25 protein-coding genes are annotated in these 22,764 nt (G+C 65.7%); 14 read left to right on the top strand and 11 right to left on the bottom strand.

Going from position 1 to position 22,764, the window contains the following annotated elements; translation table 11 throughout:
• Positions 1–597 (bottom strand): TOBE domain-containing protein (locus DBR12_RS13095; protein WP_233244453.1); only part of this gene is annotated, 597 nt, incomplete at its 3' end.
• Between the two features lie 39 nt (positions 598–636).
• On the bottom strand, positions 637–1,080 hold the full coding sequence (locus tag DBR12_RS13090) for a helix-turn-helix domain-containing protein (RefSeq protein WP_108617648.1): 444 nt from the start codon (positions 1,078–1,080) through the stop codon (positions 637–639).
• Positions 1,081–1,186: 106 nt separating this feature from the next.
• On the opposite strand from DBR12_RS13090, the gene DBR12_RS13085 reads away from it, so the two are divergent.
• From DBR12_RS13085 to DBR12_RS13040, 10 genes are all read left to right on the top strand, one after another.
• Positions 1,187–1,684, top strand: coding sequence for a DUF2938 domain-containing protein (locus DBR12_RS13085; RefSeq protein WP_108617647.1), 498 nt, complete (start codon positions 1,187–1,189; stop codon positions 1,682–1,684).
• 47 nt (positions 1,685–1,731) lie between these two features.
• On the top strand, positions 1,732–2,331 hold the full coding sequence (locus tag DBR12_RS13080) for a flavodoxin family protein (RefSeq protein WP_108617646.1): 600 nt from the start codon (positions 1,732–1,734) through the stop codon (positions 2,329–2,331).
• A complete protein-coding gene (locus DBR12_RS13075) occupies positions 2,328–2,579 on the top strand; it encodes a DUF2798 domain-containing protein (protein ID WP_108617645.1) in 252 nt (83 codons plus the stop codon). The genes DBR12_RS13080 and DBR12_RS13075 overlap by 4 nt, the downstream gene beginning before the upstream one ends.
• Before the next feature lie 92 nt (positions 2,580–2,671).
• Positions 2,672–3,442, top strand: coding sequence for a molybdate ABC transporter substrate-binding protein (modA, locus tag DBR12_RS13070; protein WP_108617644.1), 771 nt, complete (start codon positions 2,672–2,674; stop codon positions 3,440–3,442).
• 35 nt (positions 3,443–3,477) lie between these two features.
• Positions 3,478–4,158 carry a molybdate ABC transporter permease subunit gene (gene modB, locus DBR12_RS13065; RefSeq protein ID WP_108617643.1) on the top strand — a complete coding sequence of 227 codons (681 nt, stop codon included), beginning with the start codon at positions 3,478–3,480 and terminating at the stop codon, positions 4,156–4,158.
• Between the two features lie 7 nt (positions 4,159–4,165).
• A complete protein-coding gene (modC, locus tag DBR12_RS13060; RefSeq protein WP_108617642.1) occupies positions 4,166–5,290 on the top strand; it encodes a molybdenum ABC transporter ATP-binding protein in 1,125 nt (374 codons plus the stop codon).
• Positions 5,291–5,460: 170 nt separating this feature from the next.
• A complete protein-coding gene (locus tag DBR12_RS13055) occupies positions 5,461–6,591 on the top strand; it encodes a saccharopine dehydrogenase NADP-binding domain-containing protein (protein WP_108617641.1) in 1,131 nt (376 codons plus the stop codon).
• Positions 6,588–6,974 (top strand): DoxX-like family protein, encoded by a 387-nt coding sequence (locus DBR12_RS13050; protein ID WP_108617640.1) that lies wholly within the window; start codon positions 6,588–6,590, stop codon positions 6,972–6,974. The genes DBR12_RS13055 and DBR12_RS13050 overlap by 4 nt, the downstream gene beginning before the upstream one ends.
• Positions 6,971–7,447: a DUF2269 domain-containing protein gene (locus DBR12_RS13045; protein WP_108617639.1), complete on the top strand. Its 477-nt coding sequence runs from the start codon at positions 6,971–6,973 to the stop codon at positions 7,445–7,447. Before DBR12_RS13050 ends, DBR12_RS13045 begins: the two co-directional genes overlap by 4 nt.
• Before the next feature lie 15 nt (positions 7,448–7,462).
• On the top strand, positions 7,463–9,163 hold the full coding sequence (locus tag DBR12_RS13040; RefSeq protein WP_108617638.1) for an AarF/ABC1/UbiB kinase family protein: 1,701 nt from the start codon (positions 7,463–7,465) through the stop codon (positions 9,161–9,163).
• 111 nt (positions 9,164–9,274) lie between these two features.
• Here the strand turns inward: DBR12_RS13040 and DBR12_RS13035 are convergent, their stop codons facing one another.
• Genes DBR12_RS13035 through DBR12_RS13020 form a run of 4 tightly spaced genes read right to left on the bottom strand, consistent with a single transcriptional unit; the run spans position 9,275 to position 12,407 of the window.
• On the bottom strand, positions 9,275–10,099 hold the full coding sequence (locus DBR12_RS13035) for a molybdate ABC transporter substrate-binding protein (protein WP_108617637.1): 825 nt from the start codon (positions 10,097–10,099) through the stop codon (positions 9,275–9,277).
• Positions 10,100–10,108: 9 nt separating this feature from the next.
• Positions 10,109–10,945, bottom strand: coding sequence for an extracellular solute-binding protein (locus DBR12_RS13030; protein ID WP_369861553.1), 837 nt, complete (start codon positions 10,943–10,945; stop codon positions 10,109–10,111).
• Entirely contained in the window at positions 10,945–11,673 is a 729-nt protein-coding gene (locus DBR12_RS13025) for a phosphate ABC transporter ATP-binding protein (protein ID WP_108617635.1), read from the bottom strand. The genes DBR12_RS13030 and DBR12_RS13025 overlap by 1 nt, the downstream gene beginning before the upstream one ends.
• Entirely contained in the window at positions 11,670–12,407 is a 738-nt protein-coding gene (locus DBR12_RS13020; RefSeq protein ID WP_108617634.1) for an ABC transporter permease, read from the bottom strand. Before DBR12_RS13020 ends, DBR12_RS13025 begins: the two co-directional genes overlap by 4 nt.
• Positions 12,408–12,470: 63 nt before the next feature.
• Between DBR12_RS13020 and DBR12_RS13015 the strand changes: the two genes are divergently transcribed.
• The 4 genes from DBR12_RS13015 to DBR12_RS13000 all read left to right on the top strand — a co-directional run bounded on the left by DBR12_RS13015 (position 12,471) and on the right by DBR12_RS13000 (position 16,507).
• Positions 12,471–13,589, top strand: coding sequence for a substrate-binding domain-containing protein (locus DBR12_RS13015; protein WP_108617633.1), 1,119 nt, complete (start codon positions 12,471–12,473; stop codon positions 13,587–13,589).
• Positions 13,590–13,834: 245 nt separating this feature from the next.
• Positions 13,835–14,374, top strand: a complete 540-nt coding sequence (locus DBR12_RS13010) for a TRAP transporter small permease subunit (RefSeq protein ID WP_108617632.1) — start codon at positions 13,835–13,837, stop codon at positions 14,372–14,374.
• Positions 14,375–14,466: 92 nt separating this feature from the next.
• The gene (locus DBR12_RS13005) at positions 14,467–15,990 is read left to right on the top strand and encodes a TRAP transporter large permease subunit (RefSeq protein ID WP_108617631.1); all 1,524 of its coding nucleotides are present in this window, start codon (positions 14,467–14,469) and stop codon (positions 15,988–15,990) included.
• 28 nt (positions 15,991–16,018) lie between these two features.
• Positions 16,019–16,507, top strand: a complete 489-nt coding sequence (locus DBR12_RS13000) for a hypothetical protein (RefSeq protein WP_108617630.1) — start codon at positions 16,019–16,021, stop codon at positions 16,505–16,507.
• A 317-nt stretch (positions 16,508–16,824) separates the two neighbouring features.
• Here the strand turns inward: DBR12_RS13000 and DBR12_RS12990 are convergent, their stop codons facing one another.
• The 5 genes from DBR12_RS12990 to xseB form a co-directional block, all read right to left on the bottom strand.
• Complete coding sequence (locus DBR12_RS12990; protein ID WP_108617628.1) at positions 16,825–17,907, bottom strand: TRAP transporter substrate-binding protein; 1,083 nt, start codon at positions 17,905–17,907, stop codon at positions 16,825–16,827.
• A 196-nt stretch (positions 17,908–18,103) separates the two neighbouring features.
• Complete coding sequence (locus tag DBR12_RS12985; RefSeq protein WP_108617627.1) at positions 18,104–19,186, bottom strand: TRAP transporter substrate-binding protein; 1,083 nt, start codon at positions 19,184–19,186, stop codon at positions 18,104–18,106.
• A gap of 252 nt (positions 19,187–19,438) precedes the next feature.
• Entirely contained in the window at positions 19,439–21,319 is a 1,881-nt protein-coding gene (gene dxs, locus DBR12_RS12980) for a 1-deoxy-D-xylulose-5-phosphate synthase (RefSeq protein WP_108617626.1), read from the bottom strand.
• 66 nt (positions 21,320–21,385) lie between these two features.
• Positions 21,386–22,339: a polyprenyl synthetase family protein gene (locus DBR12_RS12975; protein WP_108617625.1), complete on the bottom strand. Its 954-nt coding sequence runs from the start codon at positions 22,337–22,339 to the stop codon at positions 21,386–21,388.
• Positions 22,336–22,578 (bottom strand): exodeoxyribonuclease VII small subunit, encoded by a 243-nt coding sequence (xseB, locus tag DBR12_RS12970; protein ID WP_108617656.1) that lies wholly within the window; start codon positions 22,576–22,578, stop codon positions 22,336–22,338. The genes DBR12_RS12975 and xseB overlap by 4 nt, the downstream gene beginning before the upstream one ends.
• Positions 22,579–22,764 lie beyond the last annotated feature (186 nt).

Genomic DNA, 22,764 nt, shown 5'->3' with positions numbered 1-22,764 from the left:
GGCAGGTGCCGCGCGCCCGCCGCGCTCCACCCGCACCGCCGTGGCCTTGCACAGCGCCAGCACGGCCAGCCCCGGCTGCAGGCCCAGCAGCTCGGCGCTCTCGCGGGTGATGCGTGCGGCCAGCGCCACGGCACCTGCCGCATCGCCCACGGCGCCATCCCCCTCCAGCCGCAGGTGCACACACACGATCTGCCCCTGCACTGCGAGCCGGTCCACCACGCAGGGCAGCTGGTTGCGCATGCTGGTGCGCACCGCCAGCCGCGCCAGCGCCGGGCCCGCGTGCGGCGTGGCCTGCCAGCGCGCCAGCACGGCGCCGCGCGCCTGCGCCATCGCATCGGCGGCAGCCAGCAGTTGGTGGCCTGCCTCGGTCAGCTGCGCGCCGCCGCCCCCCGCCCCGCCCACGGCACGGGCCACCAGCGGAGTGCCTGCCAGGTTGGTGAGTGTGTCCACCGCCTGCCACGCGGCCTTGTAGCTCACGCCCACGGCGCGGGCAGCCTGCGAGATGGAGCCACAGGCGCCAATCTGGCGCAGGATGTCGATGCGTTTGTCGGTCAGCGCATGGCCCAGCGCGTCGGTGAAGGAGAGAGAAACAGGCATGGCCGGATGATGCCTCAGCGGGGTCTTGGCGCAGGGCCTTCAGGCCGCCTTGCGGCGCAGCCCCGTGACCGGCTTCGCCAACTTTTGCTGACGCGCCAGCGCGCCATCCGCCGCCGCCTTCAGCAGCCGCTGGAACGACGGGCATTGCGCATGGCTTTCGGCCGGGCAGGCCGCTGCGTGACGCAGACCATTGCTCATGGCCTTGAGGCGCTTGACCATGGCGTCCAGCTCGTCGGCCTTGGCCGAGAGCAGTTGCCGGTCGATATGGGGCTCGCCACCGGGCAGGAACATGGAGCGGATCTCGTCCAGCGAAAACCCTGCCGACTGCCCCAGCGCAATCAGCGCCAGCTGGTCCAGCACGCCGGGCGCAAACCGACGCCGCTCACCGGGCTGGCCCACCGAGCGCACCAGCCCTTTTTCTTCGTAGTAGCGCAGCGTCGATGCCCGCAGGCCCGAGCGTTTGGCGACTTCTGCAATGTCCATAAAAAACCTCCAACAAGCCCTTGACTTCAAGTTGACTTGAACTTCTACAGTCCATTTAACCGTGAATTCAACCCGTTTTCACGTCCACCGTCCAAGGAGTTTTTTTATGGCTTTTCAATGGCAAGACTTTCCCCTCGCCTTGCTGATCGGCGTAGGCGCCACCGCCGTCATGGATACCTGGCTGGTGCTGCTCCAGCGCCTGGGCGTGCCCACGCTCAACTTCGCGCTCATCGGCCGCTGGGTGGGCCACCTGTTGCGCGGCCGGTTCGCCCACGCGGCCATCGCCAAAGCCACCCCCATCCGGGGTGAACAAGCCTGGGGCTGGCTCACGCACTACGCCGTCGGCGTGGGCTTTGCCACGGTGCTGGTGGCCATCCAGGGCGCGGGCTGGGTGCGCAGCCCCACCCTGATGCCCGCGCTGGCCCTGGGCGTTGGCACCGTGGCCGCGCCGCTGCTGGTGATGCAACCGGCCATGGGCGCGGGCTTTGCCGCATCGCGCACGCCCACGCCGCTCAAGAACTGCCTGCGCAGCCTGGCCAACCACACCGTTTTTGGCTTCGGCCTGTACCTGTCCGCGCTGGCCATCGCACTGATTTCACGATGACCTCTCCCACGCCTTTCCCCAGAAATCACCCCAACGGAAACCACACCATGCAACACATCGCCATCATTTATCACAGCGCCCACGGCCACACCACCCACATCGCGCAGCAGGTCTGCCAGGGCGCCCAAGGGCTGCCCGGCATCCACGCCGATCTGATCCGGGCCGAAGACCTGGCCCACACCCCCGACGCCGTGCTGCACTACGACGGCGTCATCCTCGGCTCGCCCACCTACCTGGGCGGGGTCTCCGGCCCGTTCAAAACCTTCATGGACGCCACCGGCCGTCTGTGGAAGACGCAGCAGCTCAAGAACCGGCTCGCAGCAGGCTTCACCGTGTCGTCGCTGCCTGCGGGCGACAAGCAGTCCACACTGCTGTCGATGTTTGTGTTTGCCATGCAGCACGGCATGGTGTGGGTGGGCAACCCCATCCTGCCCGAGCAGCATGCGGGCGTGCCATATGACGAGGCCGCCAACCGGCTGGGCTCGTGGTCGGGCCTGATGGCGCAGGCAGGCCACGGGTCCCCCGCCGATGCCTTTGCCCCGGGCGATGTGAAAACGGCCCGAATGTTTGGCCGGCATTTTGCGCAGACCCTGCAGCGCCTGGGTACCGTTGCTGCGCCCCAGTCCCACGAGGAGGCCACCGCATGATCCCCGCCCGCTATGCCCCTTTGCTGTTCAGCCTGATCCTGTCGGGCACCATGTCGCTGCTGGTGTCGGGCATCGCCACCTACCGCAGCCTCCCGCCGCACCAGGGCTTTGTGGGCCCGTGGATGAGCGCCTGGCTCACCGCGTGGCTGTTTGCCTTTCCGGCCGTTTTGCTGGCGGCCCCACTGACCCGCAGGGTGGTGACATGGCTCATCACATCGCCCAAGCCAGATGGAGAAGCGGCGGAATAGGCTTCAGAGGCCCTGCCGATTTAGCAGCAACCCGAAGCTGTCTATACTCGCTATTCCAATAGTGAATAGCGTAACCCATTGCGTCCATCGCCATGCACTGCACTCCAGCTACCACACCACGCTCGCTCGTTGGTTGGATAGTCCTCGCCCTGGCCTCCCTGCAGGCTGCGTATGCCGACACCGTCTCTGTCGCCGTGGCGGCCAACTTCACAGCCCCCATGCAGAAGATCGCCAAGGCGTTCGAGACCGACACCGGCCATAAGGCCGAGTTGTCGTTTGGCGCCACGGGCAAGTTCTACGCGCAGATCACCCATGGCGCACCATTCCAGATCCTGCTGTCGGCCGACGACACCACCCCCGCCCGGCTGGAGAAGGAAGGCAAGGCCGTGGCCAGCGCGCGCTTCACCTATGCCATCGGCACGCTGGTGCTGTGGAGCGCCCAGCCCGGCTATGTGGACGCCCAGGGCGCCGTGCTCAAGACCGGTGACTTCAAGCACCTGGCCCTGGCCAACCCCAAGCTCGCCCCCTACGGCCTGGCCGCCATGCAGACCATGGACAAGCTGGGGGTGACCGCGCGGCTGCAGCCGCGCTTTGTGCAGGGCGAGAACATTGCCCAGACCCACCAGTTTGTGGCCACCGGCAACGCGCAACTGGGCTTTGTGGCCCTGTCGCAGGTGATGGCCGACGGCAAGATCACGAGCGGCTCGGCGTGGCAGGTGCCCGCCGACCTGCACGAGCCTATTAGGCAGGACGCCGCGCTGCTGGAGTCGGGCAGGGGCAATGCGGCGGCCACTGCGCTGATGCAGTACCTCAAGGGCGACAAGGCGAAGGCCATCATCCGGTCGCACGGCTATAGTTTCTGACCCCCTTCGGCCCACTTTCTCTTCTATGCCCTGCCATGCCCTTCTCCAGCGCTGACCTGGCAGCCATCGGCCTCACGCTGCGGCTGGCGGGCACCACCATGGTGCTGCTGCTGGTGTTGTGCACGCCGCTGGCCTGGTGGCTGGCGCACACGCCGTCGCGCTGGCGCGGGCCGGTGTCGGCCGTGGTGGCGCTGCCCCTGGTGTTGCCGCCCACGGTGATCGGTTTCTATCTGCTGATCACCCTGGGGCCCCATGGCCCCATCGGGCAACTCACACAAAGCCTGGGCCTGGGTACGCTGCCTTTCACCTTCTGGGGGCTGGTGGTGGGCTCGCTCATCTACTCGCTGCCGTTCGCGGTGCAACCGCTGCAGCACGCGTTTGAAAGCATCGGCACACGCCCGCTGGAGGCTGCCGCCACACTGGGCGCGGGGCCCATCGACCGGTTCTTTACCGTGGCGCTGCCGCTGGCTCGGTCGGGCTTCATCACCGCAGCCATCCTGAGCTTTGCGCACACCGTGGGCGAGTTTGGCGTGGTACTCATGCTGGGCGGCAACATCCCTGGCGTGACGCGTGTGGTGTCGGTGCAGATTTACGACCATGTGGAAGCGCTGGAATACGCCCAGGCGCACTGGCTGGCCGGGGGCATGGTGGTGTTCTCTTTCGTGGTGCTGCTGGGCCTGAACCTCACTCGGCGCCGCGCGTCCATGGTGTCATGAGGCAGTGATGGAAAACGCGCCCCCCCTGCCCTCCATCGAGGCCCGCTTGCACTTGGTACGCCCAGGCTTCACGCTGGACGTGGACCTGTACCTGCCCGGGCGCGGCGTGACGGCGCTGTTCGGCCCCTCGGGCTGCGGCAAGACCACCTGCCTGCGTGGCATTGCGGGCTTGACCCGCAATCGTCCGAACCCGGGTCTGGTCCGCGCCCGGCCCGGTCGCGTGGTGGTGAATGGCGAGGTCTGGCAGGACGATGCCGCCCACCTTTGGCGCGCCACCCACGAGCGCGCCCTGGGCTATGTGTTCCAGGAAGCCAGCCTGTTCGACCACCTGAACGTGCGCGGCAATATCACTTATGGCCTGCAGCGCACGCCGCCCGCGCGGCGCCAGGTGGCGCTGGAGCAGGCCGTGGAACTGCTGGGCATTGGCCAGTTGATGGAGCGCAAGGCCCAGGCCCTGTCGGGCGGCGAGCGCCAGCGTGTGGCCATTGCGCGCGCGCTGGCCACCAGCCCGCGCCTGCTGCTCATGGACGAGCCCCTGGCCGCGCTGGACGCGCAGCGCAAGGCCGAGGTCCTGCCCTATCTGGAAAAGCTGCACCGCGCGCTCGACATCCCCGTGCTGTACGTGAGCCACGCCATCGACGAGGTCGCACGCCTGGCAAGCCACATGGTGCTGATGCGCGAAGGCCGCGTGCTGGCACAGGCTCCCACGGGCGAGCTGATCACCCGCCTGGACCTGCCCCTGGCCCATGGCGATGCAGCCGCCACGGTGATCGAAGGCACGGTGCAACAGCACGATGCGCGCGACCACATCACCATCGTGGGGTTCAGCGGCGGGCAGTTGCTGCTGGTCAGCCCGACAGCGCGTGCGCCGGGTGAGGCACTGCGCCTGCGCGTGCAGGCGCGCGACGTGAGCCTGGCCCTGGCCGCGCCCAACGACAGCAGCATCCTCAACATCCTGCCCGCCACCGTGATGGCCCTGGCGGAAGACAGCCCAGGCCAGTGCATGGTGGCGCTGGATGCCGGGGCCACGCGGCTGCTGGCGCGGGTCACCCAGCGGTCGGTCCAGGCGCTGGCGCTGGCACCAGGCCGGGCGGTGTTTGCCCAGGTCAAGGGCGTTGCCATCGTGAACTGACCCCGCCCGAGAGCAGGCCGCACCGACCGTATGATGGCCCGCAGACACAAAGCACAAAAGGGGAGGACGGGGTGGCCATGGTGTGGAAAAAACAAGGTAATCGATCAACGACCGGCGCGCACGCGCGACGCCGTGAGTGCTTGCGCACCCAGCCGCGCAGGTTCTGAACCATGGCAGCCCTCAAAACCCTGGTCCTGGGCGGCTACGGCAACTTTGGCGCACGCATCTGCCGCGCACTGGCGGGCGACCCAGCCACCGACCATGGCATCGAACTGCTGGTAGCAGGCCGCAGTGCCGCCAGCGCCCAGGCCCTGGCGCACACCCTGGGCCACGGCGCGCAAGGCATTGCGCTGGACCACCAGGCCCCCGGCCTGGCCGACCGGCTGCGTGCGCTGGGCGTGAGCCTGGTGATCCACACGGCAGGCCCCTTCCAGGCCCAGGCCTACGGCGTGGCCCAGGCGGCGGCCGAAGCAGGCGCGCACTACATCGACCTGGCCGATGGGCGCCGGTTTGTGTGCGACTTTCCAGAGGCTCTGCAGGCCGCGTTTGCAGCGGCCGGGCGCACCGCCGTCACCGGGGCCAGCACCGTGCCTGCGCTGTCGTCGGCCGTCATCGACCACCTTTGCAAGGGCTGGCAGCACATCGACAGCATCGACATCTGCATCGCCCCGGCACAGCGCGCACCACGCGGCGAGGCCACGCTGGCCGCCGTGCTGAGCTACTGCGGACTGCCGATCCCCGTGTGGGAAGGCGGCCGCTGGCAGCCCCGGCGCGGCTGGGCCGCGCCCACGCCGGTGCAGTTCCACCGCCTGCGGCCGCGCCTGGGGGCGGTGTGCGACATCCCGGACCTGGAGATTTTCCCGGCCCACTACCGGGTGCGCGACCGCGTCCTGTTCCGCGCCGCGCTGGAAGTGGGCATCGCGCAGCGCAGCTTTGCCACCCTGGCCGCGCTGCGCCACTGGGGGCTGCTGCCCCGCCCCGAAAAGCTGGCGGGGCTGCTGCACCGCACCGGCGGCGTGCTCGACGCCCTGGGCACCCCGCTCGGCGGCATGGTGGTGCGAGTGGCTGGCGCCGACGCCCAGGGTCAGCCACGTCAGCGCGCATGGCACATTGCGGCCGACCATGACCACGGCCCGGAGATCCCCTGCATGGCAGCCATCCTGCTGGCTCGCCAACTGGCCTCCGGGCAGGCCCTTCCCATCGGCGCCCACACCAGCACCGGCCTGCTGCCGCTGGCAGCCTTTGCACCCGAGTTTGCGAAGTGGGGCATGGTGACCGACGTGGTGGAGGAAGATGCATGACACCTGCCGCACATGGTTTGCTGCGCTGGAGCCTCGTCTTCGTGTGGCTGGCCACGGCCCTGGTGAGCGTGGTGGAGCTGAACGGGCAAAGCCGCGCACTGCTGGTCAGCCTGCCCCCCGCGTGGAGCAGCATCGAAGGACTGGCCAACTTCCTCATCCTTACCGGTGCCACCGCTGATGCTGCACTGGGCGTCTGGATGGCATGGCGACCGAGCAGGGCAGCCTACCTCTCAGCCCTGGTGCTGATGGGGATCATGACCCTGCTGGCCAGCGCCATTGACCCGTCCTGGTGGCTGCACCCACTGGGCCCACTGACCAAGAACCTGCCCATTGCCGCCATCTTGCTGGTGCTACTGCAGGACGAGCGCGCGAAGTCACCATGAGCCTGTACCTCACCCTCAAGTGGCTGCACATCGTCTCCAGCGTGCTGCTGGTGGGCACCGGGCTGGGCTCGGCGTTCTACATGTTCTTCACCAACCGCAGCGGCAATGTGCAGGCGCAGGCCGTGGTCACGCGCCTGGTGGTGCGGGCGGACTGGTGGTTCACCACGCCCACGGTATTCATCCAGCCTGCCACGGGGCTGGCCATGGCGGCGATGGCGGGCCTGCCCTGGAGCACGCCGTGGCTGGCTGTGTCCATCGCGCTGTACCTGGTGGCCGGAGCCTGCTGGCTGCCCGTGGTGTGGCTGCAGCTGCGCATGCGCGACATGGCAGCGCAGGCCGTGCAGGGCGACGGCGTGCTGCCCCCGCTGTACTGGCGCTATGCACGCTGGTGGGAGGCGCTGGGCTACCCGGCCTTTGTGGCGATGGCCGTGGTGTTCTACCTGATGGTGACCAAGCCCACCCTGGGCTCCTGAACCTATGATGGCCCCATGCTTATCGAAACGCTGGACACGGCCCGCGACCTGGGGCGCCTGAAGGAAATCCTGGGCGTGATGGTGCGCCACGGATTTGGCGACACCGTGCGCCGCCTTGGCCTGGCCGACCGGCTGGAGCGCGCAGGCCAGGCGCTGAACTGGGCCCACGCTGCCGACCTGGCCCGCGTGGAGCCCCCGGAGCAGGTGCGGCTGGCCCTGGAAGAGCTGGGCCCGACGTTTGTGAAGTTCGGGCAGATCCTCGCAGGCCGGGCCGACCTGTTCGGCCCCGAATGGATAGCCGAATTTGAGAAGCTGCACAGCCAAGTGCCCGCCGTGCCCTTTGAAGCACTGCGCCCGCAGCTGCGTGAAGACCTGGGTGCCGAGCCCGAGGAAGTATTTGCGTGGTTCGACACCACGCCACTGGCTGCCGCTTCCATCGCCCAGGTGCACCGCGCCCGACTGCATGGTGGCGCCGAAGTGGTGGTCAAGATCCGCCGCCCCGGCATTGCCGACACCATCCATGCCGACCTGCGCCTGCTGCTGCGCCTGGCCGCACTGGCCGAGGCAGAGCTACCCGCGATCAAGCCTTACCGCCCCCAGCAACTGGTGCGCGAGTTCGCGCGCTCACTGCGCCGCGAGCTGGACCTGGCGGGCGAATGCCGCCAGGCCGAGCGCATTGCCGCCAACATGGCCGGAGCACTACCGCACATCGTGATCCCGCGCGTGCACTGGACCTACACGCATGAGCGTATCAACGTGCAGGATTTCATCGACGGCACGCCCGGCAGCGCGCTGGCAGCGCTCACGCCCGAGGCAGGTTTTGACCGGCGTGTGCTGGCGCAGCGGGGCGCGCAGGCGGTGATCAAGATGATTGTGGAAGACGGCCTGTTCCATGCCGACCCGCACCCTGGCAACGTGTTCTATCTGCCGGGCAACCGCATCGCTTTCATAGACTTCGGGATGGTGGGGCGCCTGTCGCAGAGGCGGCGCGATGAGCTGCTGCAGCTGCTGCTGGGCCTGGTGGAGCATCAGCCCCAGGTGGTAGCCGATGTGCTGCTGGACTGGACGGGCGACGCACCGGGCCTGAACCTGGGCCAACTCGAAACCGAGGTCGAGGCCTTTGTGGACCAGTACCACGGCGTGCCGCTGGCACAGCTGAGCCTGGGCCAGATGCTGGCGGACGTGAGCGCCATCCTGCGCGAGCACCGCCTGGGCCTGCCGCCCGACCTCGCACTGCTGATCAAGGCCTTCATTTCGCTCGAAGGCATGGGCCGCAACCTGGACCCGGGCTTTCACATGGCGACCGAAACCCTGCCCGTGCTCAAGCAGGTGGTGCGCAACCGCTACCGCCCCGAGGCGCTGGCCGGTCGCGCCTGGGGCGCACTGCGGCGGGTTCTTGCCACTGCCGAGCAACTGCCGGAAGACATAGGGCGGCTGCTGCGCAATGCGCGGCGCGGGCACCTGCAGGTGGGCATTGAGCTGGCCCACCTCAAGCGCGTGGGCGACCAAATCGACCGTTCAGCCAACCGCTTGGCCATGGCGCTGGTGATTGCGGCGCTGATCATCGGCTCGTCCATCGTGATGACCGTTAAGGGCGGGCCCACGCTGTTCGGGTTGCCCGCGTTTGGTTTTCTGGGCTTCCTTGGCGCCGTGGTGTGTGGCCTGTGGCTGGTGCGGGCCATCTGGCGCAGCAGCCACCGCCGGGATGATGACTGAGCGCGGAAACAGCCAATGAACAAAAAGCACGCCGTGCCCCCCCACCAGGCAGTCAGGCACGGCGCGTATACACACTCAATGCAGGCAACGTCAGGCCGCTGAAGCCCTTTGTCAGGGCGCCCCAAACCCCAGCCGCAGCAGCACCGCCTGCGCCGCCGGTTGGCGCAGCGCCTCGGCAAAGGCCTGCGCTGCCGCAGGCGCATCGGCGCGCACCGTCAGGCCATAGGCCGCGCCTACCTGCAGCGCGGGCGGCAACTGCACCACCCGCAGACGCGGCACCTCGGCCTGCGCAGCCACGGCATTGGTGCAGTAGGTCAGGAACACATCAGCCTGGCGCTGGTCCATCACCCAGGCATAGGTGCCCCGGCCTGCCGGCGGCTTGGGCGAATCCGCGCCGCCGGTGAGCTTCAGGGCCTTGGCGTCCAGCTGGGCATAGGCACCCGGCTGAATCTTGTCGGCCTGGCGGAACAGCGCCCAGGCGTAATCGCCCGATGGGTCGGCCTTGGGCGTAGAGGTGCCCACACGCACATCGCTGCGCAGCAAGGTGGCCAGCAGGGTGTATGGCGTGGCGTTGATCTGCTCGCTGGTCAGCGCGCACAGCGCATTGCGTGTGAACACCACCGGGGCCGACCAGCCGCCACGGGCCGCCAGGCGCTGGGGGTGATCGGTGTCGGCCGAGGCAAACACCTGCGCGGGCTCGCCCTTTTCGATGCGCTCCCGCAGCAGGCCGGAGGCGCCAAAGGCCAGCGCCACCTTCTGGCCCGTGCGTGCTTCATGGTCGCGTGCGATCTCGGTGAAGGCCTCGCGCAGGCTGCCTGCGGCATGGACCTGCACAGGGGCCACCTCAGCCACGGGCGCCTTGGCAGGGCCCGCCGAACAACCGGCCAACGCCCACACGGTGGCTGCCGCCACAGCCACCAGGGAACGGGGTGCCATGGCGCCCGCTCACTTTGCCGCGTTGGGGAAGAACAGCTGCTCGCCCCCGATCTTGTAGCCCGCGATGACCTGCTGACCTGCAGGCGACACCACCCAGTCCACAAACTTCTGCGCGTCCTGCGCCTTCACGTGCGGGTGCTTGGCGGGGTTTACCACCATCACGCCGTACTGGTTGAAGAGCTTGGTGTCGCCCTCGACCAGCACGGCCAGGTCGGCGCGGTTCTTGAAGTTGAGCCAGGTGCCCCGGTCGGCCAGCACATAGGCGTTGCTTGAGGCCGCGATATTGAGCGCGGGGCCCATGCCGCAGCCACATTCCTTGTAGCCGCTGCCCTTGGCAGCGTCGGCGCCCGCGAGCTTCCAGTAGCGCAGCTCGGCCGCGTGCGTGCCGCTCTTGTCGCCGCGCGACACAAAGCTGCCGTTGGCCGTGGCCAACTTCTGCAGCGCAGCCACGATGTCCTTGCCCTTGGTGCCCACCGGGTCGTCCTTGGGGCCGATCAGGATGAAGTCGTTGTACATCACGGGGTAGCGCTTCACGCCCCAACCATCGGCCACAAACTTCTCTTCGGCCACCTGGTCGTGCACAAACAGCACATCGGCATCGCCCCGGCGCGCCATGTCGAGCGCCTGGCCGGTGCCCAGCGCCACCACTTTCACATCCAGGCCACTGGCCTTCTTGAACTCGGGCATCAGGTGGCCGAACAGGCCCGACTGCTCGGTGGAGGTGGTGGACGCCATGGTGATGCTCTGGGCCGACGCAGCGCCACACGCTACAAAAACAGTAGCAATTAACGCATACTGGACGCGCGCAGAAGGCTTAAAAAGCCTGAAATTTTTAGTCATTGCCATCATCCCAGTTCTCCTTTGACAAACAAACGGGCGGCCTCCGGCAGGGGGCCGTTGAAAAAGTCGTGCACCGGAAGGTCGGCCACCAGGCGGCCGTGCTCCAGGTAGATCACGCGGCTGGCCAGGCGCTTGACCTGGCCCAGGTTGTGGCTGCTGAACACCATGGTCACCGGGTGGGCCGGGCCAGCCGCGCCATGGCTGGCCGCAAAGTCGGCCATGAGGGCCTCGACCTCGCGCTTGGCGTGCGGGTCGAGGCTGGCGGTGGGTTCGTCGAGCAGCAGCACGTCGGGCCGCAGCGCCCAGGCGCGCGCCAGCGCTACGCGCTGTTGCTGGCCGCCTGACAGCGTGCGGGCGTTCTGCGCGGCAATGTCCTGCAGGCCCACGCGCTGCAGCGCCGTCAGCGCCTGCAGCCGCGCATCGCGCCAGCGCGTGCCGCGCAGCCACAGACCCAGCGCCACGTTGTTCTGGGCACTGGTGCGCAGCATGTGCGGGCGCTGGAACAGCATGGCCTGGCGCAGCGTGGCATCGCAGTGCAGGCCGCCCGCCTGGGTGCCCGCCAGGCCGTTGAGCACGCGCAGCAAGGTGCTCTTGCCACTGCCGTTGGCGCCCACCAGCGCCACGCGCTCGCCGGGGTTGATGCGCAGCGTGACCTGCTCCAGCGCGGGCACGCGGCCGTAGCGCACCGTCACCTGGCGCAGATCGGCCCAGGGGGAGTCTGGCAGGCCGCTCATGCCGCCACCCCCACCGAGGTGCCACTTGCCGAGCCATCCACCCACTCACGCCAGCGGCGCAGCAGCGCAATCAGCACATTGAGCACCAGCACCACGGCCAGCAGGATGATGCCCAGCGCCAGCGCCAGGGGCAGGTCGCCCTTGCTGGTCTCCAGCGCAATGGCCGTGGTCATCACGCGCGTGAAGCCGTCGATGTTGCCGCCCACGATCATCACGGCACCCACCTCGGAGATGGCGCGGCCGAACGAGGCCAGCAGCACCGTGAGCAAGGCATAGCGCTCGTCCCAGGCCAGCAGCAGGGCCCGCAGGAGCGGGCCCGCGCCCATGGACCGCAGCTGCTCGCCATGCGCGCGCTCGGCGTCTTCCACCACCTGGCGCGTGAGCGCGGTGACCACGGGCAGCACCAGGATGGCCTGCGCCAGCACCATGGCCTTGAAGCTGAACAGCCAGCCCAGCGACCCCAGCGGCCCGCTGCGTGACAGCACCAGGTACACCACCAGCCCTACCACCACCGAGGGCACAGCAAGCAGGGTATTGAGCACCGCCAGCGCCGCCCCGCGTCCCGTGAAGCGGGCCACGCCCAGCCAGGCGCCCAGCACCAAGCCCATACCACAGGCCAGCAGGCAGGCCGTGGCACTGACAGACAAGGATCGGCCCACGATGGCCCAGAGGACGGGGTCGGACGAGAGGGTGAGCTGCAGCGCTGTGACCGCGCTTTCGGTGAGAGTGGACATGGGCCAGAGGATCGGTTTGGGCTATCGTAGGCACCCATCCAATATCCAGCGATATGAACGTCCGTGCATAGGGTCCAACTTCACTACACACTCAGCAAGGATGCGGGCAATGCCCTCATCCGCAACCCGCTGCCCGAGCTGCTGCAGGCCGTAGCAGAACATGGCTCCATCTCGGGAGCCGCACGTGCGCTGGACCTTTCATACCGCCATGTCTGGGGCGCGCTCAAGCGCTGGGAGGACCAGCTGGGCGGCGAGCTGATCATCTGGGGCAAGGGCCAGTCGGCGCAGCTGAGCGAGTTCGGCGCCAAACTGCTGTGGGCCGAACGCCAGGCCCAGGCGCGGCTGGCACCGCAGATTGCGGCGCTGCACGCCGACCTGGAACGCGCGTTTGCCGTGGCCTTCGACCCCAACGCCCATGTGCTCACCCTGTACGCCAGCCACGACGACGCCCTGGTGGCGCTGCGCGCACATGCCGCGCAGGCCGATGCGGGCGCGCTGCACCTCGATATCCGCTTCACTGGCAGCGTGGACGCGATCCGCGCGCTCAACGAAGGGCGCTGCACACTGGCGGGCTTCCACACGGTAGACAATGCCGGGGCCGACTCGCTCACCGCCCACACCTACCAGCCCCTGCTGCAGCCTGGCCTGCACAAGATCATCGGCTTTGCCCAGCGCACGCAGGGCCTCATCGTCGCGCCGGGCAACCCGCTGGCGCTGCACAGCCTGCAGGATGTGGCCCGCACCGGCGCGCGCTTCTTGAACCGGCCCCTGGGCACGGGCACGCGGGTGCTGCTGGACGACCTGCTGGCCCAGGCGGGGCTGGATGCGCAGGGCATCGTCGGCTATGCGCTCAACGAGCCATCCCACACCGCCATCGCCCAGGCCGTGGCCGCCGGGGCCGCCGATGTGGGCATGGGCATCGAGGTGGCAGCGCGTGCGCGCGGGCTGGATTTTGTGCCGCTGGTGCACGAGCGCTACCACCTCGCCTGCCTGAAGGCCAGCCTGGACCAACCCGCCACGCTGGCCCTGCGCACCCTGCTGCAAACCCCCGAGTGGCTGGCCCAGATGGCCACCTTGCCCGGCTACAGCCCCTTGCACTGCGGTGAAGTGCTGGCCATGAGCCGGGTGCTGCCCTGGTGGCAGTTCACCAGAAACAAACGCTCAACGCCCCCCAGCTCCTAGCCACTCCAGGCACCGATGGAACGGCCTGCGTTAGGCTCCCAGGCTGCGCATTGAGCGGCAGCGTGCTTGGTGCCCAGCTGAATCGATTCGGGCCCACCAGCGGCCGCCCCTGAGGAAAACCCCATGTTTCCGCGTCAGGCTTTCTTCAGCGCCAAAGGGGTAGTATCCGCGTTACTTTCAGACACCCTCGGGCCCAGCAGCGTACTGGGCCCGCGTAAACGTTTCTAAACTCGAGGAGACACCACGTGTCAACACTACTTAAATTGGCTCTGGGCATGGACTGGATTTCCAGCAGACTCAGCAAAGTTGCGACCTGGACCGTCCTGGCGGCAGCCCTTATATCTGCAGGCAACGCATTCATCCGCTACGGACTGGACCTCAGCTCCAACGCCTGGCTTGAAATCCAGTGGTATCTGTTCGCCGCCACGGTCATGCTTGGCGCTCCTTTTGTGCTGATGCTCAACGAGCATGTGCGCGTTGACATTGTGTATGGCAAGCTGCGCGGCAATAAACAGGTCTATGTGGATATCGCAGGCTTGTTGATCTTCTTGCTGCCTGCCATGGCGCTGATCGCCTACTTCAGCTGGCCGCTGTTCATGCGTGCGTTCGTCTCTGGAGAAATGTCCGGCAATGCCGGTGGCCTCATCCGCTGGCCTGCCATCCTGCTGATGCCCGTCGGCTTCGTCCTCATGTTCCTGCAAGGCCTCGCCGAAATCGTCAAGCGCGTGGCCTATCTGCGTGGCATCTATCAGATGAACACCCACTACGAGAAGCCGGTTCAGTAGCCCGGCACCCGTGCCGAACTAAGAACCTGCGGTGCCACTGAGCTGCAAAGCCCAGCACCGCTATCTCCATTCCGGACAAACCAGGAAAAAAAATGCAAATGGAAAACTTTGCCCCGATCATGTTCGCGGGCTTGGTGGTGGTGATGCTGATCGGCTTCCCCGTCGCCTTCTCACTGGCAGCGCTGGGGCTCGCGTCAGGCTTCTTTGCCATCGAGATGGGCTGGTTCCCCGCCGTCTTCATGGCCAACCTTCCCATCAACATCTTCGGCATCCTCTCCAACGAGCTGCTGCTGGCCATCCCCTTCTTCACCTTCATGGGCGCCATCCTGGAGAAGTGCGGGCTGGCCGAAGACATGCTGGACTCCATGGGCCAGCTCTTTGGCACCGTGCGCGGCGGCCTGGGCTACTCCGTGATCATCGTGGGGTTCATCCTCGGCGCCATCACCGGCACCGTGGCCGGCCAGGTGATCGCCATGGCACTGATCTCGCTGCCCGTGATGATCCGCTACGGCTACAACATGCGCTACGCCACCGGCGTGCTGGCCGCTTCGGGCACCATCACGCAGCTGGTGCCACCCTCCCTCGTGCTGATCGTGATGGCCGACCAACTCGGCCGCTCGGTGGGCGACATGTACCGTGGCGCCTGGGGCCCTTCCATTTTGCAGGTGCTGATCTTCGCGGGCTACACTTTCCTGCTGGGCGTTTTCAAGCCCCACTACGTGCCCGGCATTCCCAAGGAGGCCCGCACCATGTCGGGCGCCAAGCTGTGGCTCAAGTGCCTGCGCGGCATCATTCCATCAGCCCTGCTGATCTTTGCTGTGCTGGGCTCCATGGGTGGCCTGCCTGGCATCGACACGGCCATAGCCACGCCAACAGAAGCGGGCGCCATGGGCGTCGTGGGCGCCATGATCCTGGCCGCCATCCATAAGCGCTTGAACTGGCAGTTGATGTGGGAGGCCATGCAAGGCACGATGCGCCTGACCGCCATGGTGGTGTTCATCCTGATCGGTGCGCGCGTGTTCTCAATGGTGTTCCAGGGCGTGGACGGTGCCAAGTGGGTGGAGCACATGCTCGCAGGCCTGCCGGGCGGTCAGATCGGCTTCCTGATCGCGGTGAACATCTTCATTTTCTTCCTGGCTTTCTTCCTCGACTTCTTCGAGATCGCCTTCATCATCCTGCCGATGCTGGGCCCAGTGGCCGACAAGCTGGGTATCGATCTGATCTGGTTCGGCGTGCTGCTGTGCGTGAACATGCAGACGAGCTTCATGCATCCGCCTTTCGGCTTCGCACTGTTCTACCTGCGCGGCATTGCCAATACCCTCTTCAAGGAAGGACGGATTCCCAAGCCCGTTCTGTCCAGCGACATCTACATGGGGGCGATCCCCTGGGTGGTGATGCAGATGCTGCTGGTCGCCATTGTGATCTTCGTGCCCCAGACGGTAACCATGTTCCTGCCCAAGCAGGAAATCATTGACACCGACAAGGTCCAGATCGAAGTGCCTGTGGACGACATGCGCACCGAAGATTCGCCGGGCGGGGAGAACCCCTTCGGCGATGCGGCAACGTCTCCAGCAGAGCCCGCAGCACCCGCTGCGCCGGCCGAACCGGCCAAATGACAGACTCACCGCAGCACGGTAGATCTGCATGCTGAACCTCACACCCCAGCCCATGATGGAGCCTTTCCGCTTCGCCCCGACGGGCGGCGAAGTGGTGGGCTCAGCGTTCTCCACCACTTTCCGGGTCTTTGCCACGGTGATCGTGGGGGGCTGCACCATCTGGTTTGCGCAGCTGTGGTCACGTGGCGCGCTCGGTAGCGGCGTGAGCAATGGCACGGGCTGGTTCATCGCCGGCCTGGCGCTCATGGCCTGGACATGGTGGAGCATCATGGTCAGCCGCACCCGCATCCACGCGAGTGGCCTGCACCAACGCTGGGTGTGGGACAAGGCGATGGCCTTCGATGATCTGGCCTACGTACGCGTGATCCGCGTTCCGGGCCTGAGCTGGCTCATCGCCCCACGCCTGTACGTGCGCACGCTCGCAGGCAAGTTCACGGTGTTCTATGGCGCAACGCCCGGACTCATCGCAGAGTTCGAGCGCATCGGTGCTGAACTGAAAGCATTTCGCCAGTTCTGATTGGGAGACTACTGGCCAGCAGCCATCGCCCCACACCTGCAGCCCTTGCAGCCCAAAGACCGCGCCCTAGCGCGGTTTTTTTTCGCGCTCGTCGCCCCAGGGTCAACGGGGAAGCACAGGGCACAGGATCTGCGCCACCTGCGTCAAGCAGAATCCATTGTCATGGTGCAGCCGCACGGCGCAACCATTACGCGCCAAGTGCTTCGTGCGCCCGTGCTGCACAACTCGCTGGTCAGACCCCGCGACCGCAAACCCTTTGGGCCATAAAAAAACCGCGCCGAAGCGCGGTTTTTTTACACAAGCTGGCTGATACCAGATCAGAGCTTGACAGTCTGCATGTAGCTATCGAACCGGCCTTCAGCCACACGGAACCATGCCACTTGATCACGCTGGAATGTACGGAAGTCTGCGTAGATCTTCTTCCACTCGGGACTGCGGGCATCATTCGCCGCATAGACCTCCATCGAGGCCTTGAACGAAGCGTCCAGCACATCCTTGCTGAAAGGCAAGAGCTTGATCTTGGCGCCAATCAGCTGCTTGAGAGCGACAGGATTGCGCGCGTCGTACTTGGCAAGCATGTCCACAGCGGCATGCGAGGATGCAGCCTGGATGATGGCCTTGTTCTCGGCAGAGAGTGCATCGAATGCCTTCTGGTTGACGAAGAAGTCCACTTCGGGACCGCCTTCCCACCAGCCAGGATAGTAGTAATGAGGCGCCACCTTGTTGAAGCCCAGCTTCTGGTCATCGTAAGGGCCGACCCACTCTGCTGCGTCGATCGTGCCCTTCTCCAGGGCTTGGTAGATTTCGCCACCAGGCAGGCTCTGGGGAACAACACCCAGCTTCTGCATCACCTCGCCCACCAGACCACCACCCAGGCGCATCTTCAGGCCCTTCATGTCGGCGACCGACTTGATTTCCTTGCGGTACCAGCCACCCATCTGCGTGCCGGTGTTGCCACCCGCAAAGCTGATCATGCCGTAGCCCGCATAGAACTCATCCATCAGCTTGCGGCCGTTGCCATGCATCATCCAGGCATTCATCTGGCGCGAGTTCATGCCGAACGGAATGGCGGAGCCCAGCGCGAAAGCGGGGTTCTTGCCATAGAAGTAGTACGGCACGGTGTGGCACATTTCCACCGAACCTTGCTGCACGCCGTCAGCCACACCCATGGCAGGCATCAGTTCACCGCCAGCGTGGACGGAGATCTCGAACTTGCCGCCCGACATGGCCTTCACCGCGTTGGCGAACACTTCAGCGCCGCCATAAATGGTGTCGAGTGGCTTGGGAAAACTCGACGCAAGGCGCCAGCGCACAGCAGCCTGCGCGTGAACGGCAGGAGCAACACCCGCAGCCAGCACGCCAGCGATACCGGCATGCTTGATGATTGAACGACGATCCATGTGGTTATCTCCGAAAACTCTATTGCACAACTTGGCGCGCAGGGCGATTACCCGATGCCCAAGGACCTCTTTACCGCAAACGATTGTAGGAAGATGCCCCCCGCCGGATTTGCGGGTTTTCCCGTGAAAATCAAAGAGGCGTCCAAGCGTTCAGGCTTCTGCAAGCAATTGCGTCAGCTTGCAGCCCCCGGCACATTCAGATCTTCTGAGCAGACATAAAGGTGTCGTAACGAGCTTCCGCAAATCGAAACCAAAGAATCTGGTCGCGCTGAAAATTCCGCATGTCGCCGTAGATTTTTTTCCACTCGGGAGACTTGGCGTCGTTCTCTGCAAAGACATCCATCGAGGCCTTGAACGACGCATCCATGACGGCTTGCGAAAAGGGCAATACCTTGGTTTTCGCTGCAACCAGTTGCTTGAGGGCTGTCGGATTCAGCGCGTCATACTTGGCGAGCATGTCCGAGTGCGCCAGCGCTGCGGCGGCTTCCACGATGACTTTGTAGTCTGCAGAGAGGCTATCAAACGCCTTGCGGTTGATGAAGAAATCCACCTCGGGCCCCCCCTCCCACCAGCCCGGGTAGTAATAGTACGGCGCCACTTTGTGAAAGCCCAGCTTCTGATCATCGTAAGGGCCCACCCATTCCGCAGCGTCAATAGTTCCCTTCTGCAATGCCTGATAGATCTCGCCTCCTGGGATGCTCTGGGGAATGGCCCCCAACTTGGCCATCACCTCTCCAACCAATCCCCCTCCCAGCCGCATCTTCATGCCCTTGAAATCACCCGGGCTCTTGATTTCACGCAGATACCATCCCCCCATCTGAGTGCCGGTGTTTCCACCTGCAAAGCTCACTATGCTGAATCCGCCGTAAAACTCATTCATGAGCTTGCGCCCATTGCCATGCTGCATCCAGGCGCTCATCTGGCGCGAGTTGAAGCCAAAGGGAATGGCAGAGCCCAAAGCAAAGGCGGGGCTCTTGCCATAGAAGTAGTACGGGACGGTATGCGCCATTTCTACGGCCCCGCCCTGCACCGCATCGACGACACCGAACGCAGGCATCAGCTCACCGCCCGCATGCACTGAAATATCGAAGCGGCCATTCGACATCGTTTTGACGGCCCTCGCAAACACCTCGGCACCACCATAGATGGTGTCCAGCGACTTGGGGAAACTGGACGCCAAACGCCACCGTATGGATGCTTGGGCAAACACGGCAGGCGCTGCGCCGGTGGCCAACACCCCTGCGATACCTGCGTGCTTGATGAGGGAACGGCGATCCATAACACTTGTCTCCATGAGTTTGTGGCATGGCAATGGCGCAGAACACCTTCGCGACGCCCAGCGCAGGCCTTCGCCTATTGCCTTTTGTCACGATTGTAGGAGTACGAAAGCCCCCAAGCCCTCTTGGTTTTCCCGATCAGACAGAGGCAAACGCCACGCCACAAACATTGCGCGCCGCCAGCAGAAGCAAGGTGTGAACAGGTGCCCGGGTTGCCTCGGCAACCCGGCGGAAAACCCAGAAAGAACCCGTTACTAGCAGGAGAAACGAAGCTCGATGGCCTTGCGGATGCCCGGGGCGTCGAGCCCTTGCAGCGACAGCAGCTTGGCCGGGTCACCATGCTCTATGAACACATCGGGCAGGCCCAGTTGCAACACGGGGCGCATGATGCCCATCGCGTTGAGGGCCTCGGTCACCGCGCTGCCTGCGCCGCCCTGGATCGTACCCTCTTCCAGAGTGACCAGCACATCGTGGCGCTCGGCCACGTCTCGCAGCAACACTTCGTCGATGGGCTTGGCCCAGCGCATATTGACCACGGTGGCATCGAGGGACTCGGCCGCCTCCAGCGCTGGGTACAGCAGGGTGCCAAACGAGAGGATGGCGATGCGCTGCGCCTTGGCATCGGTGCCCTGGCGCTCGCGGCGGATCTCGCCCTTGCCATACGGCAGGGCATCCAGCCCGGCCAGGGGCGCCACACCCGCACCGCTGCCGCGCGGGTAACGCACAGCCACAGGGTGGTTCTGTTCGTACGCGGCAGACAGCAGCTGGCGGCACTCGCGCTCGTCGGCAGGGCAAGCCATGCTCATGTTGGGAATGCAGCGCACAAACGGGATGTCGTATGCCCCGGCATGCGTTGCGCCGTCGGCACCCACCAGGCCCGCACGATCCAGCGCAAACACGACGGGCAGGTTCTGCAGGGCCACGTCATGGATCAGTTGGTCATAGCCGCGCTGCAAAAACGTGGAGTAGATCGCCACCACGGGCTTGACGCCCTCGCAGGCCATGCCCGCCGCGAAGGTGACGGCATGTTGTTCGGCAATGCCCACGTCGTAGTAGCGCTCGGGGAAACGCTTTTCAAACTCGACCATGCCCGAACCCTCACGCATGGCGGGTGTGATGCCCACCAGGCGCATATCCTGCGCAGCCATGTCACACAGCCACTGGCCAAACACCTGGGTGAAGGTCTGCTTGGGTGGCGTGGCGGGCTTGGTCAGGCCCACGCTGGGGTCGAACTTGCCGGGGCCGTGGTAGGCAATGGGGTCGGCCTCGGCCAGCTTGTAGCCCTGGCCTTTTTTGGTGACCACATGCAGAAACTGCGGGCCCTTGAGGCTCTTGATGTTTTCGAGCGTGGGGATCAGCGAATCGAGGTCGTGCCCGTCGATGGGGCCGATGTAGTTAAAGCCGAATTTTTCGAACAGGGTGGCGGGCACCACCATGCCCTTGGCCTGCTGCTCGAAGCGCTTGGCCAGCTCCAGCAAGGGCGGCACGGGCTTGAGCACGGTCTTGCCTACGTTCTTGGCGGCGGCATAGAACTGGCCGCTCATGAGCTGAGCCAGGTAACGGTTGAGCGCGCCCACGGGCGGGCTGATCGACATATCGTTGTCGTTGAGCACCACCAGCAGGTTGCAATCTGCAACACCAGCATTGTTCAACGCCTCGAAGGCCATGCCCGCGGTCATCGCACCGTCGCCGATGATGGCTACCGCATGGCGGTTTTCGCCCTTGCGCTTGGCGGCCAGAGCCATGCCCAGCGCAGCGGAGATGCTGGTGCTGGAATGTGCCGTGCCGAAGGTGTCGTAAATGCTCTCGGCGCGCTGCGGAAAACCCGAGATACCGCCCAGTTGACGCAACGTGTGCATGCGGTCGCGTCGGCCAGTCAGGATCTTGTGCGGATAGGTCTGGTGGCCCACATCCCACACAAGGCGGTCTTCAGGGGTGTTGAAGACATGGTGCAGGGCCACGGTCAGCTCCACCGTGCCCAGGTTGGAGCTGAGATGCCCGCCCGTCTGGGAGACGCTGTGCAACACAAACTCGCGCAACTCGGCAGCCAGCGCCTTGAGGTCGGCGCGCGCCAGCTGGCGCAGGTCTGCCGGGTCGTTGATGGTCTGCAGCAGGGGGAATGAGGTCGTGGACATTTACTATTCTTTTAATAGCTACTAACGCATGATGGACAGGCGGAAGAGGCCAATTTTGCTCAAATTCTAGTAAGAGCGGCGCACCACCATGTCGGCCAGCGCAGCCAGGGCCCGGGTGTCCGGCAAGCCACTGCGCGCCAGGGCGGCGTGTGCGTCCCGCAGCAGTTCCTGGGCATGGGCCTGAGCGCGCTCGAGCCCCAGCAAAGAGACATAGGTGGGCTTGTCGGCGGCGGCATCCTTGCCCGCCGTCTTGCCCAGCGTGGCGGAATCGGCCACCACATCCAGGATGTCATCCACCACCTGGAACGCCAGCCCCATGGCAGCACCGTAGTCCAACAACGCCTGGTAGGCATGTGGTGCTGCATGGCCACACACGGCGCCCATGAGCACGCTGCCCTGCAGCAGCGCTCCGGTCTTGAGCCGGTGCATCTGGCGTAGCTGGTCTTCGGTCAGCGCCACCCCCACACTGGCCAGGTCAATGGCCTGGCCGCCCGCCATGCCGGCCGAGCCTGCTGCGCGCGCCAGCAGGCGGCACAGCGTGGCCTGCATGGCAACCGGCACGGCGCTGTCGTCGGGCGTGAGCAACTCGAACGCAAAGGCCTGCAGCGCATCACCTGCCAGCAAGGCCTGGGCTTCGCCAAACTGCACATGCACCGTGGGCTTGCCCCGGCGCAGCACGTCGTTGTCCATGCAAGGCATGTCGTCGTGCACCAGGGAATAGGCGTGGATCAGTTCCACCGCACACGCAGCGCGCAGGGCGGCTTCACCAGACACATCCACAACAGGCGCGCCACTGCGCACGGCCTCGTACGCAGCCAGCACCAGCAGCGGCCGCAGGCGCTTGCCGCCATCCAGCACGGCGTAGCGCATGGCGTCGCCAAGCCCGGCAGGGGCACCATGGCCTACCCACCCGGACAGGGCCTGCTCCACGCTGGCCAGATGGTTTTGGCTCCAGGGAGCCACATCAAAAGGGGGGAGTTGACTCGTCACGGCGACTGACGGCGCATGCACTGCGCTCATTCCTGAGTCCACGGTTGGAGCTGGCCGTCGTCCAGCACCTTGATTTGGTCCTGCACGGCTTCCAGTCGCTTGCGGCAGAACGCCAGAAGCGCAGCGCCACGCTGGTAGCCCGCCAACATCTGGTCCAGCGGCAACTGGCCCGACTCGATGCGGGCCACAAGCTGCTCCAGCTCTTCCAGCGCCGCTTCGTAGCTGGCAGGTTCGGCGGGCGGCGCGGGGGTGGCAGAAGCCTTGGGCATGGGCAAAGCGGCAGAGCGCAGGTGAAAACCGGCCATTTTAGGCGCACCATCACGGCGCAGAGACCGGAGCCCGCTGAATGGATGGGGCACCCCAGAAAACGCCCCGTTGCCATCAGAGGCACAAGCTCACCCAGCGCCTGTTTGACCTGCGTCTAGAACAGGGATTTCAATACACGTAAGGGGGGT

Origin of the sequence: Acidovorax sp. HMWF029 (assembly GCF_003060895.1) — a bacterium.
Classification (GTDB): domain Bacteria; phylum Pseudomonadota; class Gammaproteobacteria; order Burkholderiales; family Burkholderiaceae_C; genus Acidovorax.
Note: the sequence above shows the minus strand (reverse complement) of the source record. Positions and strands in the feature narration are given on the sequence as shown.

Coding starts and splice junctions, on each gene's coding strand:
- DBR12_RS13030 (WP_369861553.1), bottom strand. CDS start 10,945: ATGGCAATGACTAAAAATTTCAGGCTTTTTAAGCCTTCTGCGCGCGTC.
- modB (WP_108617643.1), top strand. CDS start 3,478: ATGCCCTTCTCCAGCGCTGACCTGGCAGCCATCGGCCTCACGCTGCGG.
- modC (WP_108617642.1), top strand. CDS start 4,166: ATGGAAAACGCGCCCCCCCTGCCCTCCATCGAGGCCCGCTTGCACTTG.
- DBR12_RS13025 (WP_108617635.1), bottom strand. CDS start 11,673: ATGAGCGGCCTGCCAGACTCCCCCTGGGCCGATCTGCGCCAGGTGACG.
- DBR12_RS13040 (WP_108617638.1), top strand. CDS start 7,463: ATGCTTATCGAAACGCTGGACACGGCCCGCGACCTGGGGCGCCTGAAG.
- DBR12_RS13050 (WP_108617640.1), top strand. CDS start 6,588: ATGACACCTGCCGCACATGGTTTGCTGCGCTGGAGCCTCGTCTTCGTG.
- DBR12_RS12990 (WP_108617628.1), bottom strand. CDS start 17,907: ATGGATCGTCGTTCAATCATCAAGCATGCCGGTATCGCTGGCGTGCTG.
- DBR12_RS13005 (WP_108617631.1), top strand. CDS start 14,467: ATGCAAATGGAAAACTTTGCCCCGATCATGTTCGCGGGCTTGGTGGTG.
- DBR12_RS13000 (WP_108617630.1), top strand. CDS start 16,019: ATGCTGAACCTCACACCCCAGCCCATGATGGAGCCTTTCCGCTTCGCC.
- DBR12_RS12975 (WP_108617625.1), bottom strand. CDS start 22,339: ATGAGCGCAGTGCATGCGCCGTCAGTCGCCGTGACGAGTCAACTCCCC.
- modA (WP_108617644.1), top strand. CDS start 2,672: ATGCACTGCACTCCAGCTACCACACCACGCTCGCTCGTTGGTTGGATA.
- DBR12_RS13020 (WP_108617634.1), bottom strand. CDS start 12,407: ATGTCCACTCTCACCGAAAGCGCGGTCACAGCGCTGCAGCTCACCCTC.
- DBR12_RS13045 (WP_108617639.1), top strand. CDS start 6,971: ATGAGCCTGTACCTCACCCTCAAGTGGCTGCACATCGTCTCCAGCGTG.
- DBR12_RS12985 (WP_108617627.1), bottom strand. CDS start 19,186: ATGGATCGCCGTTCCCTCATCAAGCACGCAGGTATCGCAGGGGTGTTG.
- DBR12_RS13090 (WP_108617648.1), bottom strand. CDS start 1,080: ATGGACATTGCAGAAGTCGCCAAACGCTCGGGCCTGCGGGCATCGACG.
- DBR12_RS13035 (WP_108617637.1), bottom strand. CDS start 10,099: ATGGCACCCCGTTCCCTGGTGGCTGTGGCGGCAGCCACCGTGTGGGCG.
- DBR12_RS13055 (WP_108617641.1), top strand. CDS start 5,461: ATGGCAGCCCTCAAAACCCTGGTCCTGGGCGGCTACGGCAACTTTGGC.
- DBR12_RS13085 (WP_108617647.1), top strand. CDS start 1,187: ATGGCTTTTCAATGGCAAGACTTTCCCCTCGCCTTGCTGATCGGCGTA.
- DBR12_RS13075 (WP_108617645.1), top strand. CDS start 2,328: ATGATCCCCGCCCGCTATGCCCCTTTGCTGTTCAGCCTGATCCTGTCG.
- dxs (WP_108617626.1), bottom strand. CDS start 21,319: ATGTCCACGACCTCATTCCCCCTGCTGCAGACCATCAACGACCCGGCA.
- DBR12_RS13080 (WP_108617646.1), top strand. CDS start 1,732: ATGCAACACATCGCCATCATTTATCACAGCGCCCACGGCCACACCACC.
- xseB (WP_108617656.1), bottom strand. CDS start 22,578: ATGCCCAAGGCTTCTGCCACCCCCGCGCCGCCCGCCGAACCTGCCAGC.